General features: G+C 39.6%; 11 protein-coding genes. All 11 read right to left on the minus strand.

Annotated features, from left to right (window positions below):
* Window position 1 precedes the first annotated feature (1 nt).
* The gene (gene hypE / locus IQ244_RS11265; RefSeq protein WP_193893615.1) at window positions 2–1,105 is read right to left on the minus strand and encodes a hydrogenase expression/formation protein HypE; all 1,104 of its coding nucleotides are present in this window, start codon (window positions 1,103–1,105) and stop codon (window positions 2–4) included.
* Window positions 1,106–1,258: 153 nt separating this feature from the next.
* Window positions 1,259–1,474 carry a tautomerase family protein gene (locus IQ244_RS11270; RefSeq protein WP_015111665.1) on the minus strand — a complete coding sequence of 72 codons (216 nt, stop codon included), beginning with the start codon at window positions 1,472–1,474 and terminating at the stop codon, window positions 1,259–1,261.
* A 65-nt stretch (window positions 1,475–1,539) separates the two neighbouring features.
* Entirely contained in the window at window positions 1,540–2,691 is a 1,152-nt protein-coding gene (gene hypD, locus IQ244_RS11275) for a hydrogenase formation protein HypD (protein ID WP_193893618.1), read from the minus strand.
* Between the two features lie 77 nt (window positions 2,692–2,768).
* Entirely contained in the window at window positions 2,769–3,014 is a 246-nt protein-coding gene (locus IQ244_RS11280; RefSeq protein WP_193893621.1) for a HypC/HybG/HupF family hydrogenase formation chaperone, read from the minus strand.
* 59 nt (window positions 3,015–3,073) lie between these two features.
* Window positions 3,074–5,521 (minus strand): carbamoyltransferase HypF, encoded by a 2,448-nt coding sequence (gene hypF, locus IQ244_RS11285; protein WP_193893624.1) that lies wholly within the window; start codon window positions 5,519–5,521, stop codon window positions 3,074–3,076.
* Window positions 5,522–5,559: 38 nt separating this feature from the next.
* Complete coding sequence (locus tag IQ244_RS11290) at window positions 5,560–6,753, minus strand: hypothetical protein (protein WP_193893627.1); 1,194 nt, start codon at window positions 6,751–6,753, stop codon at window positions 5,560–5,562.
* Between the two features lie 86 nt (window positions 6,754–6,839).
* Window positions 6,840–8,186, minus strand: coding sequence for a PQQ-dependent sugar dehydrogenase (locus IQ244_RS11295; protein WP_193893630.1), 1,347 nt, complete (start codon window positions 8,184–8,186; stop codon window positions 6,840–6,842).
* A 45-nt stretch (window positions 8,187–8,231) separates the two neighbouring features.
* The gene (locus IQ244_RS11300) at window positions 8,232–10,565 is read right to left on the minus strand and encodes an NACHT domain-containing protein (RefSeq protein WP_193893633.1); all 2,334 of its coding nucleotides are present in this window, start codon (window positions 10,563–10,565) and stop codon (window positions 8,232–8,234) included.
* Between the two features lie 222 nt (window positions 10,566–10,787).
* Window positions 10,788–11,969 (minus strand): response regulator, encoded by a 1,182-nt coding sequence (locus IQ244_RS11305; protein WP_228058856.1) that lies wholly within the window; start codon window positions 11,967–11,969, stop codon window positions 10,788–10,790.
* A 202-nt stretch (window positions 11,970–12,171) separates the two neighbouring features.
* Window positions 12,172–13,389 carry an EAL domain-containing response regulator gene (locus tag IQ244_RS11310; protein WP_193893636.1) on the minus strand — a complete coding sequence of 406 codons (1,218 nt, stop codon included), beginning with the start codon at window positions 13,387–13,389 and terminating at the stop codon, window positions 12,172–12,174.
* On the minus strand, window positions 13,382–18,475 hold the full coding sequence (locus IQ244_RS11315; protein ID WP_193893639.1) for a PAS domain S-box protein: 5,094 nt from the start codon (window positions 18,473–18,475) through the stop codon (window positions 13,382–13,384). Before IQ244_RS11315 ends, IQ244_RS11310 begins: the two co-directional genes overlap by 8 nt.
* Window positions 18,476–18,777: the final 302 nt, after the last annotated feature.

Genomic DNA, 18,777 nt, shown 5'->3' on the forward strand with positions numbered 1-18,777 from the left:
TCTAACAAATTCTTGGTAGTTGGTCGCCTACTAGCATATCTACAATTCGTTCAGCACCAAAAGCAGTTTTGAGAAATACAATACCTGGGGGTGAGGCTATAACTTCACCGACTATACAAGCATCTTTGCCTGCTGGATGAGTTTTCATGGCGGATAAAACTTTGTCGGCGTTATCTTTTTTTACTACTACGACTAATTTACCTTCGTTGGCCAAGTATAATGGGTCTAAACCTAAAATTTCGCAAACTCCTTTGACTTCTTCTCTAATAGGAAGAGTGTCTTCATGAAGGCGAATGCCAACATTAGATGTGAGAGCAAATTCATTTAAGACGGTAGCTAAACCGCCGCGTGTTGCATCGCGCATTGCATGAATTTCGTGGCAAACATTGAGAATAGTTGCAACTAAACTATGTAAGGGCTGACAATCACTTTTAATATCTGTTTCTAAGGCTAATTCACCACGGGCGATTAAAATTGCTGTGCCATGATTACCTAACTCGCCGTTAATAATAATGGCATCTCCCGGTTGAATATTGTGCGCCGAAATATTTACACCTGTAGGAATAACACCAATACCAGTAGTGTTAATAAATAATTTATCAGCAGCACCACGATGCACAACTTTTGTGTCACCAGTGACTATTTGCACACCTGTATTTTTAGCTGCGGCTTGCATACTTGCTACTACACGCCGTAAAGTTTCTACTGGTAATCCTTCTTCTAAAATGACGCTACAGGTGAGATATAAAGGTTTAGCACCGCTAACTGCTAAATCATTAATTGTGCCATTAATTGCTAGTTCTCCAATATCGCTACCAGGGAAAAATAATGGGTCTACCACATAAGAATCTGTGGTAAATGCGAGTCTATCACCTTGTTGTAAAAGATTGGCTAAATTGAAAGTTGCTTGGTCTTCTAATTGGGAAAGAATCGGATTATCAAAACTGCGGACAAAGACATCATCAATTAAATCACGCATAGCTTTACCACCGCTACCATGTGCCAAAGTGATGTGAGTATCTCTAATTTTTGGTTGGCGACGGCGGGCTTGTTCGATTTTTTGAAACAGGGGATTTTGCAATTTATTTGATGATGATAAATCCATATATAATTGATTAAAATAATTTATGATAGAGATGTATAGTAGGTGATAGTTTACAGGTGACAGGTTACAGGTAATAGAGATAAAAATTTGTTTATTCAATAACTATTAATATCTTCTCATTTCTGACTCCTGTCTCCTGTCTTCTAATTAGTTTTATCTGCCTGTTTCGTCATGTCTACCGCGATGTCTATCGCAGTGCAAGATGCCATTGACAGCCCAATTTTCACGTTCAAATTCATCAATGTGAATGGTTATCCACTCTGGTTTGGTATCTAAAGATGTGACTAGGGCGTTAGTAATTGCTTCTACTAGATGCCGTTTTTTTTCGATGGAGTGACCACGGGCAATTTTAACTGTAACAAAAGGCATAAATTTCTACTCCAATCCTAAAGTTTTTGTCTTGTAGAGTTCGGATTGCTCACTTTTATCTTAGGTTATGAAGTTAGGGTTGCTGTTGGTTTTTCAGTTACTTTTTTTTGCGTGAAATTAGAGAAGCGTCCGTATTTGTAATAAGCTGCACAAGCACCTTCCGAGGAAACCATGCAAGTACCTATGGGTATTTCTGGGGTACAAGCTGTACCAAATACTTTACACTCCCAAGGTTTTAAAACTCCTTTAAGAATTTCGCCGCATTTACAAGCTTTATGATCTGCGACTTTTTGATTTTGTATGGTAAATTTTACTTCAGCGTCAAATTGACTATATTTAGGCTGAATTTTTAAGCCAGAATATGGTAATTCACCTAAACCACGCCACTCAAAAGTTTCGCGCACTGCAAAAACTTCATTCATCGCTTTAATTGCTATTTGATTCCCGGCTTTTTCTACTAGTCGGTTATACTGATTTTCAACTTCGCACCGATTTTCAACTAGCTGTTTTAATACCATCCAAATTGATTGGAGAATATCTAATGGTTCAAAGCCAGAAACTACAATTGGCTTATGATATTGTTGGGCAATAAATTCGTAAGGTTCAGTCCCAATTACCATGCTGACATGACCAGGCCCAACAAATCCATCTAATTGCAAATCAGGGTTATCTAATAAGGCTTTAAGGGCGGGAATAACTAATACATGATTGCAAAACATACTAAAATTATGTATGTTTTCTGCTTCTGCTTGGAGGATGGTGAAAGCAGTGCTGGGAACTGTGGTTTCAAAGCCGAGGGCGAAAAAAACTACTTCTTTATCGGGGTTATTTTTAGCGATTTCTAAACTATCTAAGGGTGAGTACACCATACGGATATCTGCGCCTTTGGCTTTGGCTTGCAGTAGGCTGTCTTTAGAACCGGGAACGCGCATGGTGTCGCCAAAGGTTGCCAGAATTACGTTAGGATTTTGAGAGATAGCGATCGCATCATCTAATCTCCCTCTTGGCATCACACAGACTGGACAACCAGGCCCGTGTATTAATTCAATATTATCGGGCAGTATTTCTTCAATACCATATTTAAAAATAGAATGAGTATGCCCACCGCATACTTCCATAATTTTGATATGTTTATTTAGCTGCTGGCTAATTTTTTCTATTTCTTTGCGTAAAGCTTCAGCTTTTTCTGGTTCCCGAAATTCATCAACGTATTTCATAAATTTTAGGGCTAATTTTGTTGTATAAACTCTGCGTAACTCCGCGTTTACCTTCGCGCCCCTCTGCGTTAAAAAAATTAACTCATAGCCGCAATTTCCTCTAATAACTTTAAAGTCTCCGCCGCTTCTGCTTCATTAATGCGATTCATCGCAAAACCAACATGAACTAATACCCAATCTCCCAAACAAGCTTCGGGGGAATGTTGTTCGTCAACGATGCAAGCAATATTAACTTGACGTTTAACACCAGCAACATTAACAATGGCTAGTTTTTTTTGAATATCTGTAATTTCGACAATTTGTCCAGGAATTCCTAAGCACATTTCTATTTTCCTTTAGAAGAACGAACCGCAGAGGCGCAGAGTACACAGAGAAGAAGAGGTTAATAATTTGTAATTAATTTTGCGGCTGTAATTATGGCTTGTCCTAACGATAAACCGCTATCGTTAGTAGGAACTAAGTTATGAGTTAGTACGTTCATATTTGATGCTTGTAATTGTTGAGTAATCAACTGAAATAAGATAGTATTTTGAAATACTCCTCCTGTGAGAACTACTTGCTGAATTTGATATTTTTGACACAGAAGTTTCACCATATTGATTACAGCATTAGCTAAACTCTGGTGAAATTTAGCAGCTATGATGGCTTGAGGAATTTGTTGCTGCAAATCACTGAGTAAAGCTGCCCACATTGGTGCTGAGTCTATACAATAAATATTAGCGGAAAAGCTAAAATTAAAAGGATAAATTAGCTTTTCTTCATTATTGTTTAAGATGTTAACATCTACTAGGTTTTCTAAGGCGATCGCAGCTTGCCCTTCATAGCTACATTCTGCTGTACATATACCAATAGCGGCTGCTACTGCATCAAATAATCTTCCTACTGATGAGGCTGGAGGTGAGTTAATGCCTTTTTCTACAAGCTGATTGAGTAAATTTAGTGGTTTTTTATCTAGAAATTTTAATATTTCTAAATCAGTATATTGTTGTTGGCATTTATCCCAAAGATTGGCTGATATTAAATGGGCGTAGATGTTACGCCAGGGTTGATAAATTGCTTGTTCACCGCCTATCATTGCTACTGATTTAAATGTTGCTAGTCGCTGAAATTGCTGGTAATCAGCTAAGAGAAATTCGCCGCCCCAAAGTGTGCCATCTTCACCATAACCTAACCCATCAAAAGCAATACCTAACACTGGTGATGTGTTTAAAGGAATACCATTTTCTGCCATGCAAGCGGCAATGTGGGCGTGATGATGTTGAATTTGATGCAGGGGAATTTGATTTACTTGCGCGAGTTCTTTGCCGAGTTTACTAGAGAGATATTCGGGGTGTTTATCAATGGCGATCGCTTCTGGTTTATGCTCAAATAAATTCAAGTATAAATTCAGCGTATCTTGATAAGCATTAAACGCCACCGCATTTTCTAAATCACCCAAATGTTGCGATAAAATCGCCTCTCCATCGCGTAACAAGCAAAAGGTATTTTTTAACTCACTACCCATTGCTAAAATTGGCGGTAGTTTATCAAAACCTACTGGTAAATTAATCGGTGCAGGTGCATATCCTCTAGCACGGCGAACTATTTGAATTTTCTCACCAACAACCCGCACGACTGAATCATCGATACGGTTGATAATATCTCGATTATGTAAGATAAAATAATCAGCAATCTTACCCAACTTTTCTAACGCCCCATCATTATCAATACATTGCGGTTCATCAGAAATATTCCCACTTGTTAATACAATTGGTCGATTCATCCGCCGCAAAATCAAATGATGCAGAGGCGTGTAAGGTAATATGAATCCCAGAGTATTTTGTCCAGATGCAACAGATTCTGCTATGTGAAAGTGCTGAGGACTTCTATTATTTACAGAACTTAAACTCAAACCCTCTTTAAATTTTCTTTCCTCTTCTTCTCCGCGCCCTCTGCGTCCTTGGCGGTTCGTTTCTTCTTTCTGATTTAATAAAACAATTGGCGCAACGGGACTAGTTAATAGTTCTTTTTCTTTCGCATTAACTATACAATACTCCTCAATTACCGCCAAATCTCGCGCCATTAATGCAAAAGGCTTATCATAACGCTTCTTCCGCTGACGCAATTTTTGTACAGCAGCTTCATTTGTTGCATCACAAGCTAAATGAAATCCACCTAACCCCTTAATTGCAACAATCTCACCCCTTTGCAACAATGTACAAACTGCATCCACATCATCCATCATCGAGAACATAGAAGCAGTAACAGGTTTACCATCAGCGCGTTCTAACCAAGCAGAAGGGCCGCAAGTATAACAAGCTGTAGGTTGGGCGTGAAATCTGCGGTTTTCAACATCATGGTATTCCTTTCCACATTCAGAACACATGACAAACGCAGACATACTGGTATTGCATCTGTCATAAGGAATGGCGCGAATAATACTCAGACGGGGGCCGCAATGAGTACAGTTAGTAAAAGGGTAACGGTAAAACCGACTGAAAGGGTCAAAGATTTCCTTTTGACATTGGGGACAAGTCGCCGCATCTGGGGTAATTTCGGTTTTGATTTTGTTGCTGACACTCTCTGAAATCACAAAATCATCACAGTTCAATTCTGCTGTATATCGAGTTCTGATTAATTCGTGAATTTTTGCCAAGGGTGGACATTCTTGCTCTAACCTCTCCACAAACTTGGCTAATGCTTCCTCACTTCCAGAGACGCGAATTAATACACCTTGTCCATCATTACAAACATCTCCCCGCAACCCGCAAGCTTTAGCCAGACGGTAAACAGTTGGGCGGAAACCTACCCCTTGAACAGTCCCTCTAACTCTGATTTCTTCACTCGCCATATTCTTCTCTTTGCGTCCTTGGCGGCTTGGCGGTTCGTTTAATTCTTCCCATCAAACCCCCACAACAAAACTCTATTATTTCCAGAATCAGCAATTACCGCCGTTTTCCCGCAAATTTTCACCCCATAAGGCCAATTCACACTATCACGCGTCGGGAGTCCATAATTGCGGTTTTCACTTTTGCTTTGAAAAGTATGTTGTCCAATAATTGCAGAAGCGATCGCACCTTGCAACTCTAATATAGATTCCGGTTGCTTCCATCCTAGCAACCGCGAGTTCGCCGTATCCGCCACTAGCAACCATTCCTCAGTTGTCGCCACCCCATAAGGCATACTTAAACTACTCGCACTTGGTAAATATACCCCTTGATTCATCTCCACAAAATCAAAGCTTTTTTGTCCTAACACTACCGCACAAGGCGCATTATTTTCTGTGGGTATACCTTGCCAAATCATCACTCGATGATTACCCGCATCAGTAACAACTAAATTATCATGCCAAATAGCAATATCGTGACACCAACGCATACTCGCCGCCGTTGGTGAAGCACCGCCATTTTCATTACGAGAAATCATATCTGGTTGTCCCAGAACTATATCAGCAGGCTGACCATTTTCTGTTGGGAATTGCTGCCAAATTAACAACCTGCGATTGCCTGTATCTGCAACAAATAGCTTACCTTGATGATAGAAAACACCATAAGGCCAGTGCATTGTATTTGCCGTTGCTTGCTGAGTACCGTGATTTGGTTCATTATCAATAAAATTGTCTTGTCCTAACACCAAATCTGCTGGAACATTGCTATCTTCTGGTACATTTTGCCAAATCAAAACTCTGTGATTCCAAGCATCAGCAACCGCTAACCCTGTCCCACAAACACAAATCCCTGTTGGTACGCTAACCGTTGTCCTACCTGGCGTACCTTTAGCATTTTGACCTTCGTGATAAAAGTCTGGTTGTCCAATTATCCAGTCCGCCGGTTGATTATCTTTCGTAGGTAAATTGCGCCATCCCAATAAGCGATGATGTCCCGTATCTGATACCCACAATGGCCCGGTTTCTGTTACTAAACAAGCACCACGAGGGCCAAACATTGTGATTGGACTAGGTGCTATGGGGATAGCTAATTGTTGCGGTTCAAGAGTATTACCTAAAATTACCTCAGCACCGTTGGGTGATAAAGGTAAATTAGATAAACTTGCTACAGAATTACTGTTGTGAGGAATAGACATCAACCGCAGATGAACGTTAATGTTTATTTAAAATCATCGGCGGGCATCGGCGTGTATCGACGGTTGCATTTTCCCAAACAATTAGCCTATTTTTGATTCCCCATATATTGAATCCGATAAATGCGGTTATTAGCCTCTTCTGTTACTAACAAACTACCATCAGATAACACTAATAAACCAACAGGTCGCCCCCAAGTAGTTGGGGTATTAGGATTTAATAAAAATCCTGTGAGAAAATCTTCGTAATTACCTTGTGGTCGTCCTTGAGTATCAAAGGGGACAAATACTACTTTATAACCAGTGCCGCGATCGCGGTTCCAAGAACCCCGAAATGCCACAAAAGCGCCATTTTTGTATTTTGCCGGAAAACTCTTACCGTCGTAAAATTGTACACCCAGTGCTGCTGAATGGGCTTGAAACAACACATCAGGCGTACGAGTTCGGGTGGCTAAATCTGGGCGTTTACTTTTACCATTCGCCATTTGACGAGGATCAAGGTTATTTGGTGTCAGGTAAGCATAAGGCCAGCCATAAAATTCTCCCTGCTGAATGCGGGTGAAATAATCAGGAACCAAATCATCCCCAATCCCATCCCGTTCATTTACAGTGGTGTACAACTCCTGCGTCAGCGGATGGAAATCCAAACCCACGGGATTTCGCAAACCGTAGGCGAAAGTCTGCTGTTGGGAACCATCCAAATTCATCACCTGTACTGAAGCCCTTGGTAATGCTTCCTCATCAGCATTAGAACGAGAACCCACCGAAACATACAACTTTTTGCCATCTGGCGCAGCTACTACATTCCTTGTCCAATGTTGGTTATAACCACCGCCAGGAAGATCTGCAATTTTTTCTCCAGTCCCCGATAATTGTTTTTGACCTTTGCTGTAGGGAAACCGTAAAACTGCATCAGTATTACCCAAAAAGAAATAATTCCCCGCGAACGCCATCCCAAAAGGAATATTTAAGCCGTTGTCTGCATTAGCAAATGTCTGACTCACATCAGCCACACCATCGCCATCACTGTCTCGGAATAGGCGAATGCGGTTTTCTCTAGTTTCTGTCACCAGTACATCACCACTAGGAGTTAACGCCAGCCAGCGCGGTGCGTCTAAACCTTCAGCAAAGATATTCACCTGAAATCCTTTTGGGACATGCAACACCGGATTTTGAGGAATTCCTACTACCTCCGGCCGCTTTGATGCACTTTTAGTCGCAAAAGGTGCAGGTAATTTTTGCAAGTTGATGCGAATGGCTTGAGGCGAAAGCGGTTCAGTACGGATGATCTTGTTCGACTGTGTAGAATTTTCTGCCAATAAAGGCGCAGGCGTAGATTCTTGGGTTATGACATTATCAGAAAAGGCACGAGTTTGCTTACAACCTGCTGTTACCAATAACAAAGCCAACCACAAGAAATGCCCAGAGAATTTCATAGCAGTGTTAAATTATACATAACTTCTGTAATATAGACTGAAAATTTAATTTTCGTCGCCTGTCTCAAGTTTGATTTCTCCAGGTAAAAACAAACTTTTTTCGAGATAATTCCGTAAATTAGGAGAAATGTCAGTAGGACTCTGTAGACAATCTAAAAGTAATTTGTTCGCATCCCAGTACTGCTGTATATCATATAAATCTTGTTGATTGAACCGCCAATTATGACCTATCTGTCGAGTAGTAATCATCCAATTTCTTAATGCTTCTGTCCAATTTTTGCCATTTTCTTGCCACCAACTTTTTAAAAAATCTCCACCTTGACTGGGAGAAGGTAGCTGATTTTTGATTTCTTGTAATGATGTTTGTAAATCTGGTTGAGTTGCTAATAAATGCTTAAGGTCAAGGGCTAAACTCAAAGCTGAAAATCTGGCTAAAAAAATCTCAGAATTTATGCCTAAGCTGACAGTTAATCCATGAATTAACGCTAAGTCTAACGCCAAATCTTCTGCTAGATTACCAGCCAGATGATGATCTAAAAGTATTGCTAATTCTTGACTACAGGCTAAAGCATATTCTGAAGGCATAGCGATGGTAAAATAAAAAGCCCGCACACTAGCTGGATGATAAGAAGTATTTACTGCGGCAGCTTTTTGAGTTAACCAAGTTAAAAAGTTATGTAGTTTAGCATTCTTTACAGATAAATTATCAATTTTTTCCTTCATTGCCTTGAATAATTCATCGGCAGGTTTTAACATACTTACAATGAGTAAGAAAACTTCCCACCAATACTTTTCATTCAGATGATTCATCAATTCTGCTAGATTTTGTGTATTGATGTTAGTAACTATTTCTCTAGCAGTAAGATATTGTTGCAAACTAATATGTGAAAAAGAATAAATGCCTCGCGCTCTTTGGACTAATAACCCCTGTTGAATTTCAATTGCTTGCAACAAAGATGCACTTTCTAATTGCAAAGCTGTGGTATCGTTGGAAGTATTAAAATTCTGAACTAGGTAATCAGTAATCAGTTGACAGAGATGAGATTCAGGCTGAAAGTAACTGCTTTGGGGAAAGGTAATTGCCGCTATATGACTGAGCAATTTTATTTTGTGTAGCAACGAGAAATTAGGATAAAACTTATCTCTTTGAATGCCTCTGGCTTCATCCCAACGTATTAGCATTAAATCCAATACTTGTTTATAAAATTCAGCCCGATTAACAGGTAAATCTTCGTTAAACTGATAGATTAAGCAAATAAAATTTAGTAAAATTGGTGTGGCGGCTAAATCTAAAAATTGCAAATTTCCGATTAATTCAAGCTTCTGGATAAACCGACTTGCTAATTCTTGTGCTACTCCTGGTGGATGTTTAGCAACTGAGCGAAACCACTTTTCGGCAAAATTAGCGATTTGCGGTTTCCGAAAATTTGCAATTTCTACTTCTGTAAAGCCGTGAAATTTATAATTTTGTATGCCCAGTCTACAAGTAATAATTATTTTATTTTTGTAAAACTTTTCGGTAAACTGACGAATTTTATGAATGATTTTATTGCTATCTTGAGCAACTACTTCATCTAAGCCATCTAATAAAATTAAGGCTTGCCCATGAGCAAAAACTGTAGTTAGTTCTTGTTCATGAATGCCAAGATTGATAAAAGATTCATATAAATAGTTAGATAGATTAATTTGAGTACGTCCGCGAATATCTTCAGCAAAGTCTTTCAACCGGACAAAGATGGGCAAATAATCAGCCTGAAACAGCCCCAAATTACAACTATTAGCGATCGCTTGCAAAAATGTAGTTTTACCCGAACCTGGCTTACCTAGCACCATCAGCTTGGTATATTTTTTGACTGCTTCCATTCCCGAACCTCTAGTTTGAGGCCAGTCAGCCACACCCAAGCAGTTATTTTCTTTTTTCCATACCTGGGGAAATTTTTTAATTTCTAGCCATCTACGACTGTTAATTTCTTCTAATATCTCTATATCAACATAAATATCTTGGAATTGTATTGGTTGAGCTACATCTAAAATCTGCACAGTACCGCATTGGGCTTGAATATTTTCCTGATAAACAGACCGTAGTTTTTTTACTACTGTCTCAATCTCTAGAGACAGATTCGCCGGGATATCTAAGAAACCTGATTCATCAGCACTCAACGGTTGGGCAATTTCGGAAATGTCGAGTTCCAATGCAAAGCAAATGTCGTGGAACACATGACGGTCTATTCGCTTCCCTGTAAAAAACTTCCAAATGGCTTGGCGTGTCTCTAAGCCGACTTCAGCTGCTAAATATTCTTGTGTCCAACCTTTGCGTTTAAAGGCTTGTTTTGCTTTTTTAATCCCCTCAGCCGATGCTTGGAGCGATCGCTTTGCCATACTCTACTACCCAACTTTGGATAAAATTGCTTGTTTGTATACAACTTATACAAGTTATACGCTAACTTCGACAAAACCCCAACATCAATTCATACATCGGCTAGACATAATAGTATTCGAGTCAGCCAAATCTACATACCCAACTAGCTGAAGGCATTGTCCAAATAAGCTAATGCTTCTTTAGCAATGCCCAAGCTTTTATTTAGTGCTGAGTTAAGAATTTTAAGTACTGAGTGCTGAGGAGCCACTATGTTGAGCAGGTTCCCCCAATTGTAACAAGTGACGTGGCTGAGTCATCAGTGATGCTTCCGTAGTCTCACAGGGAAGGGTAACGGTGACAATAGTTTTTTCGTGAGGTTTACTTTCAATTTTGAGTGTGCCGCCGTGTAGTTCTGCTAATTTTTTGGCGATAATTAAGCCTAAGCCTGAGCCTTGTTGTTCATGGAGTTTACGCTCAAATTGCCGATAAGCACCTAACTCAGCAATTTGTTCTCGGCTCATACCTCGCCCGCGATCGCTAAAAGATAAACTAAAAGTATGATTGCTCGTCTTAGCTGTAATTTTAATGGGTGTACCGCAGGGTGAGAATTTCAAAGCATTATCTAGTAATTCTTCAGTTATTTTTGTAATTTTCTTAGCAGCAATCTTAACATTACACGGTGATAAATCTATTTGGATATCACTTTCTCTGCCAGCATTTCTAGCTTTTTCTGTCATCAAAGTAGTTAATTCCGGTGTCGGAAATTCAGTTAGCTGGTTTTGAATTTCTATGACACGTTGCGGATCTGTGGCAATAATTTCTAGTTCTGCATATAGTAAAAATTTTTGAATTAAATGAAATAACCGCTGACTTGATTGGTGAATAAATTCCGCCATTTCTTTGATGGATTCGGCATCGAGAATTTCACTTTCTTCCATCAAAATTTGCGAGAAACCTAAAATCCCATTCAGCGGTGTGCGTAATTCGTGAGGCAATGACAGTGTGATGCTAGTACGCAATTTATCTAATTTTTCTTGCGTTTGTTGATAAATTACTGTTTGTTTTTCTAACCGACAGGTAATGGCCGCTAATAATTCTGACCGCGAAAAAGGTTTGACAATATAATCATCCGCACCTAAATCCATACCTTTGCGGAAGTCAGTTTTTTCTGATTTGGCAGTTAAAAAAATGAATGGAATAATTGCAGTTTTAGGATTTTGGCGTAATTCTTTGAGGACTTCATAGCCATCTAATTCTGGCATCATCACATCGCAAATTACTAAGTCGGGAATTTCGGTTTGTGCTAACTGCAACCCAAAGTAACCATTTTCTGCTGTGATAACGTTAAAATTTTCAGCATACAGCAAATCTATAAGATTTTGACGCACATTTATATCATCTTCAATCACTAATATTTTATTCATAATATTTTTGATTAAATGTAAATAAATATAAAATTTTAAAAGTATATTCTAGATAGATTATATGAAGAAGATATGACATAAAATTTGCATCACTAGCACCCGATTTACTTCTAATTAATCAATTGAATTATATATTTATCTTTCTTTGATAAATACAAAAGTTTTATGTAGAAAAAAGGTTGATTATAAACTTTGCATAAATTTATATATATAAATGTCTATTACTCCACAAAAAGTTTTCAAATTCTGCTGCTGGTAATGGACGACTAAATAAAAAACCTTGCATAGCATCACAGTGATAATCCCGTAAAAGATGCAATTCTTCATCTGTTTCTACGCCTTCAGCTATTACTCGCATATTTAGGTTATGCGCCATTTCAATTAAAGCTTTAGTAATAGCAGATTTCTGATGATCGGCAGCTATGTTATGAATAAAATAACGGTCTATTTTTAAGGTATTAATTGGTAAATTTTTGAGATATATTAGTGAAGAATAGCCAGTGCCAAAATCATCAATGGCGATTTTTAATCCTAGAGATTGTAATTGATTCATGGTAGCGATCGCTCCATTAATATCTTGCATAATTACGCTTTCAGTCAATTCTATTTCTAAATATTGTGGTTCCAGATTATTTCTCCCTAGTAACTCATTAATTTTTGGCAACAAATCAGGTTGATGAAATTCCATCAAAGATAAGTTAACCGTCATTGTTAAATAAGCAATCCCAACATCATGCCAAATCTTAATTTGTTGGCAAACATTTTCTAATACCCATTGATCAATCGCTACAATTAAACCTGTAGATTCAGCAATAGGGATAAATTCTGTAGGAGTCACTAAACCTAATTCTGGACTTTGCCACCGTAATAAACTTTCAGCTGCAATGATTTGACCAGAAGCAATATCAACTATTGGTTGATAGTGAAGCTCGAATTCTTGAAATTGTTTTTGTTTCACTACCCGTTGTAAATTCATTTCTAATAACTGAATTTTGGGTGATACAGTTTTAGGGATTATCTTCGGACTACTAGATAAATATTTTTTTAAAGTAGCTTGCCTTTCTAGGCGGTTCATAATTGCACCTAATAATTCCGCCCGTGTAAACGGCTTTGTCAGATAGTCATCAGCACCCATATCCATGCCTTGCCGAAAGTCAGATTTAGCTGATTTGGCTGTCAGAAAAATAAAGGGAATTGTGGCTGTTAATGGGTCTTGTCGTAATGCTGTCAAAACTCCATAACCATCAATTTCGGGCATCATCATGTCGCATAAAATTAAATCTGGAGCCTCAGCAAATGCTAAATCTACACCTGTTCTACCATTAGCAGCAGCAATGGTCTTAAAGTCCTCTGCTTCTAACAAATCTAAAAGATTTTCTCGCACGGATTCTTCATCTTCAATCACCAAAATCTTAATCATCACTTCCCTCGATTTGCATTGCGTTATTTAATGGCAGAGTCACAGTAAAGGTAGTACCAATTCCTAAAAAACTGGTGACAGAAATTTCACCTTTGTGTATGTCTATACACTTTTTCACAATTGTCAGTCCTAATCCAGTTCCAAGAATATTTCCCACATTTTTTGCCCGATGAAAAGACTCAAACAAATATGGTAAGTCTTCTGGGGGAATGCCAATACCTTGGTCTTGAATTTCTAATATTGCTTGTCCATGTTCACAAACAAGTTTTAATTTAACAGCACTTCCTTCCGGAGAATATTTAATGGCATTCGAGAGCAAATTATTGAGAATATGTCCGAGTAATTTATCATCCATGCAGCATAATATGGATGGATATTGACTAGTAAAAAAAATTAAGCAGCGATTATTTTGATTTAGTTGAGCTTCTTCGATAATGTGAGTACAGTAGGCAACCAGATCAAAAGTAGTCGGTCGGTATTCAAGTTTTCCGGCTTCGGCTTTACCAATAACTAAAATATCATTTAACATTTCATTGATACGTTTCACTGCTGCTTGAATTCGGTGCAGGTGGGTAATTTGTTTTTCTTCTGTCCATTTGTAACGATAATGTTCCAATAACTCGGCAGAAGACAAAATCGTACTTAGCGGTGTGCGAAATTCATGGGAAGTCATGGAAACAAACCGAGATTTCAATTCATTAAGTTCTTTTTCTTTTTCTAGTGCTACTCTCAGTTCTTGTTCTAATTGCTTACGTTGTGTGATATCTGCTAAGTAACCAACCATTTCTACTGGGTTGCCAATATCATCTCGGACTAGTTTACCTTGGTCAGATACCCAACGGTAAGTCCCGTTTTTGTGGAGAAAGCGGTACTCTAAACTGTAATGTTCTTGCTGCAAAATTTTGCTGAGTTGGGACAAAACATTCACCACATCTTCTGGGTGGATATGACTCGCCCGAAAGTGAGCATCTTCTGTGAAATCCTGTGGTTGATAACCAGTGATCGAGCTAATGTTATTACTAACAAAAGTTGCACCGAAATTTTCGGCAGCTTTACTTGTATAAATCACAGCGGGGCTGGATGAGAGTAAGTATTGCAATCGCTGTTGACTTACGAGTAAGGCTGTTTCTGTTTGTTTGCGTTCAGTGATATCTGTTTGAATACCGATGTAATGAGTGAGTACGCCTTCAACATCATATACAGGAGAAATATTTAGTTCATTCCACCACAGACTGCCATTTTTTCGATAGTTCTGCAAAGTTACGGTACAGTCTCTACCTGCTTGCATTGCGGCACTAAGTTCTTGTAACCCAGGTTGTTCAATGTCTGCGCGGTGGAATGAGCGAAAACTTGTGCCGATGACTTCGCCTGCACTGTAGCCTGTCATCCGTTCAAAGGCAGGATTAACATAAATGATTGGGCCGTTAGGGATGCTGGCATCGGCGATGATAATGCCATTACTGCTGGCAGCGATCGCGCGATCGCGTAGTCTTAAACCTTCTTCTGCCTGTTTTCGGGGTGTAATATCAGTATGGATGGCAACTAACCCTGTAATTTTACCAGTGCTATCTTTCATGGCGTTAGCACGTAAATAAACTTGCAACAGCCGCCCATTGCGGGCTTTCATCGTCACTTCACCACGCCATGATTCACCACTTTCAATCGCAGCTAATACTGGGTTTAGCTCTGCCTGATATTTGAAGATACTCACTGCTCCCCCAGCCGCTTGATATTCCGCTAAAGTGTAGCCATATATCTCAGTAAAGCCAGAATTCACATAATTCACTTTACCGGTAGTGTCTGTCATACAAATAGCATCACTAGTGCTTTCTATGGCTTTATGAAAGCGAATCAAAGATTCTTCTGCTAATTTGCGATCGGTAATATCTGTCGACAGGCCACAGACAGCGTAGGGAACACCGTTGGCATCTTTTAAGGGAAACTTGACACAAAAGTAGGTGTGTAACCCATCATCAAAGGGGACATATTCTTCTACCTTGATTGGCTTACCATAAGTAAGCACCTGATGGTTATTTACCGCAAACCCATCGGCAATCTCTTGCGTCCATAGCTCGTAAATGCTTTTACCGATGATTTGCTCTTGGGTCATGTTGAGTAGTTGAGCAACATAACGGTTAATTAAGAGAAATCTATTGTCTGTATCAACTACATAAATCGCCGCTGCGGAGTGATCTAAAATTGCCTGTAGTTGCCGTTGAGTTTCTTTTAATACGGTCTCAGCTTCTTTGCGTGCGGTAATATCTCGATTTGTGCCACGATAGCCAATAAATTTGTCGTCTTGATCAAAGATTGGTACTCCACTAGTTTCCAGCAGGACTAAACGTCCGTCTTGATGGACTTGGATGTTTTCTAAACACTGAAATGGTTGAGGTACTGCCAAAATTGCCGCAAAACTAGGAGCCAGGGTTTCATGTAATTCTGGTGGCATGAAATCAAGAGGTGTTTTGCCTAAAACTGTTTCTGGTTCGTAACCTAAAATGTCGCGGATTTTAGGACTGACGTAAGTATAAACACAGTTGTGATCAACTTCCCAGATCAGATCGTAGCTTGATTCAACTAAGTTACGAAAGCGTTGTTCACTATGTTTCAGTGCTAGTTCGGCGGTGACGCGATCGTCAATATCTGTGGTGGTAGCAAACCAAGCGGTGATTTTCCCTTCTTGATCATGCCAAGGTACAGCACGGGCTAAATGCCATCGATAGGTTTGATCAGTACCTCTAAGCCAACGAAATTCTCCTTCAAACGGTTTACCTGTAGCTAAAGATGTTTGCCAATCAGCTAAACACTCTTCCAAGTCATCTGGATGTAGCCATTGCTGCCATGCCCAACCACTCAACTGCTCTAGACTACAATCAAAATAGTCCAGACCCCTTTGGTTAACATATTCGATGTTGCCATTGGTATCAGCAATCCATACTTGTTGGGGGATGGATTCTGCTAAAAAACGAAATCTGGCTTCACTTTTTTCTAGAGCCTCCTGTGCTTGTTGGCGTTCGGTAATATCTTCAACCGTACCTAGAAGTCCAACTACATTACCTGCAACATCATGTAGTGGGATTTTATTAGTTTCTAACCAAGCTTGTCTACCATTAACTAGCCGCAGAGGTGAAATTAGGTGATACTCAGGTTGATTTGTCTGCATAACTCTCAGGTCACACTCACGGTGAAAGTCTGCTTCTGACTTATGTGCCAGGAATTCATGTCCTGTTTTACCAACAATATCTTCTGGTGTTTCGACACCGACTAATTTGGCAAAGTTACGATTACAACCCAAAACCACGGAATTTCGGTCTTTCCAGAGAATACCTTGGGGAATAGTATCCATGACTAATTGCAAGATTCTTTGAGATTGTCTTAATTGTTCTTCTACGATTTTGCGTTCGGCAATTTCAGTTAATAATTGCTGGTTTGTTTGCTGTAAGGCTGTAGTTCGTTGTGCAACTCGCCTTTCTAATTCTTGATTAGCTTCTTTCAGTGCTGCTTGTGTTTGCTTAAGTTCGGTGATATCTCGTCCCTCGCTAATCAGGAGTAAGATTTTGCCTGCTTCATCTTTGAGGGGTTTGAGAGAAAAATCTATGGTGCGGACTGTTTGATTAGCACCCAGAATCTCAACTTCGTAACGAACAAATTCCCCTCTAGCCGCGATCGCAATTGCTTGTTCTAATTGATTTTGAATGGCGGGAGAAATCATCCACCATTGGGTTTCCCAAAATAATTTACCGACAACATCTTGTGGTTGCAACCCACCAAAGTCGAGTAATGTCTGGTTTGCTTCTAATAAGTTGCCTTCTGGGGTGAGTAAGCCAGAAAATTGAAATGTTCCATTGAAAATTGCCCGGAATCGTCTTTCACTTTCATGCATTGCGGCTTCTGCTTGGATGCGTTCAGTCACATCTACATCTATAGCGACGAAGCGATAAGTTTGTCCATGATCATTTTTGATCGGAAAGATTTTACTAGAAATCCAGCGCATCTCCCCATCAGGGCGCACAATTTGATATCTTTCATAGAAAGATTGGCCTGTGAGTAAATTTTGAAATGCCGCAATGACGCGATCGCGGTCTGAAGGATGAATGGCCGCAAAATATAATTGGGGATTTTGCATCAGGCGATCGCCACTTCTCCCCCAAATTCTTTCATAAGCTGGACTAACATAATGCAATTTCTGTTGATTCCCATCCCAGACATAAAAAACTTGGGGCAGATTTTCGGTTAATTGGCGAAATAATTCTTCGTTCCACTGTAAGGCTGCTTCTGCAAGTTTTCGCTCTGTAATGTTGCGGTGTATAGCGACAAAATGAGTTATCCGTTCTTGAGCATTTTTAATTGGCACTAGGTTCATATCCACCCAGTAGGTTGAGCCGTTTTTGTGATAGCTCAGTAATTCAGTTCTAATGGGTAAGCCAGCTTGCACAGCCGCAAACAGTCTATTCATTTCGTCCCGACAAGTTTTTTCCCCGTGGGAAAATCGGGGTGTTTGGCCGATGACTTCCTCTAGTGTGTAACCAGTCATCTGAGTAAATGCCTGATTGGCATAGACTATCCGTGGTTCTATTTGACCGTTGGAGATATGGGCTTCGGTGATTAAAATTGAGTCGTTAGCATTTACGACTGCGGACTCTAATAAACGTAGTCGCTCGGCTGCTTGTGAATTTTGCTCTGATTGCTCCAGTGCTTGACAAATACTTTCTGGAGTAACTATGCCAATTAGTTGGTCTGCTTCATCCAGAATTGGCAATATATTTAACTGATGCTGACGTAACAGTGATAATACTGCCGTCATATTATGAAATTCTGAGATTTTCAGGGTAATTACTGGAGTTTGCATCACTTCAGTAATTTTTGTGGTTTTACCTTCAATACCTGAAGCTAAGAGCTTGACGACATCTTGCGCTGTCAGCCATCCCAATACCTGCGAAACTGACACTACCAAAATAGGGACACCACACTTGGCCATCAGTGAAATTACCTCTGACACTGTTGCTTCCGGCTGAACCATTAGTGGCGAAAAGTCAATTACGGCCTCTAAGCTTTGTAGCCAGAGATTTTGTTGTCGAGTATACATAGATAATCACGATAGCTATCATTAATTAATAGTTATCTCAACTTATATTCTTCCAGTATGTCCTGGGATTGGGCGCGTAAATTAATAATATTATCCTAATGAAAAATACTGTAAGTATAATGTAAATTTTGTATGAAGAAAGACAAATATTCCGAATAATCAATTGTCTCTCTTGTTTATTTAGCCCCTGACACCCCAATACCGTTCGGTTAAGGCATCTCTTCGTTGAGGCAGCAGGGGAGCTTCAGGAGCGGAGGGGCAGAGGAGAGGTTACTGTCAATCCCCCTTGCACCCCTGCACCC

This window comes from Nostoc sp. LEGE 06077, assembly GCF_015207705.1.
GTDB lineage: Bacteria > Cyanobacteriota > Cyanobacteriia > Cyanobacteriales > Nostocaceae > Nostoc_B.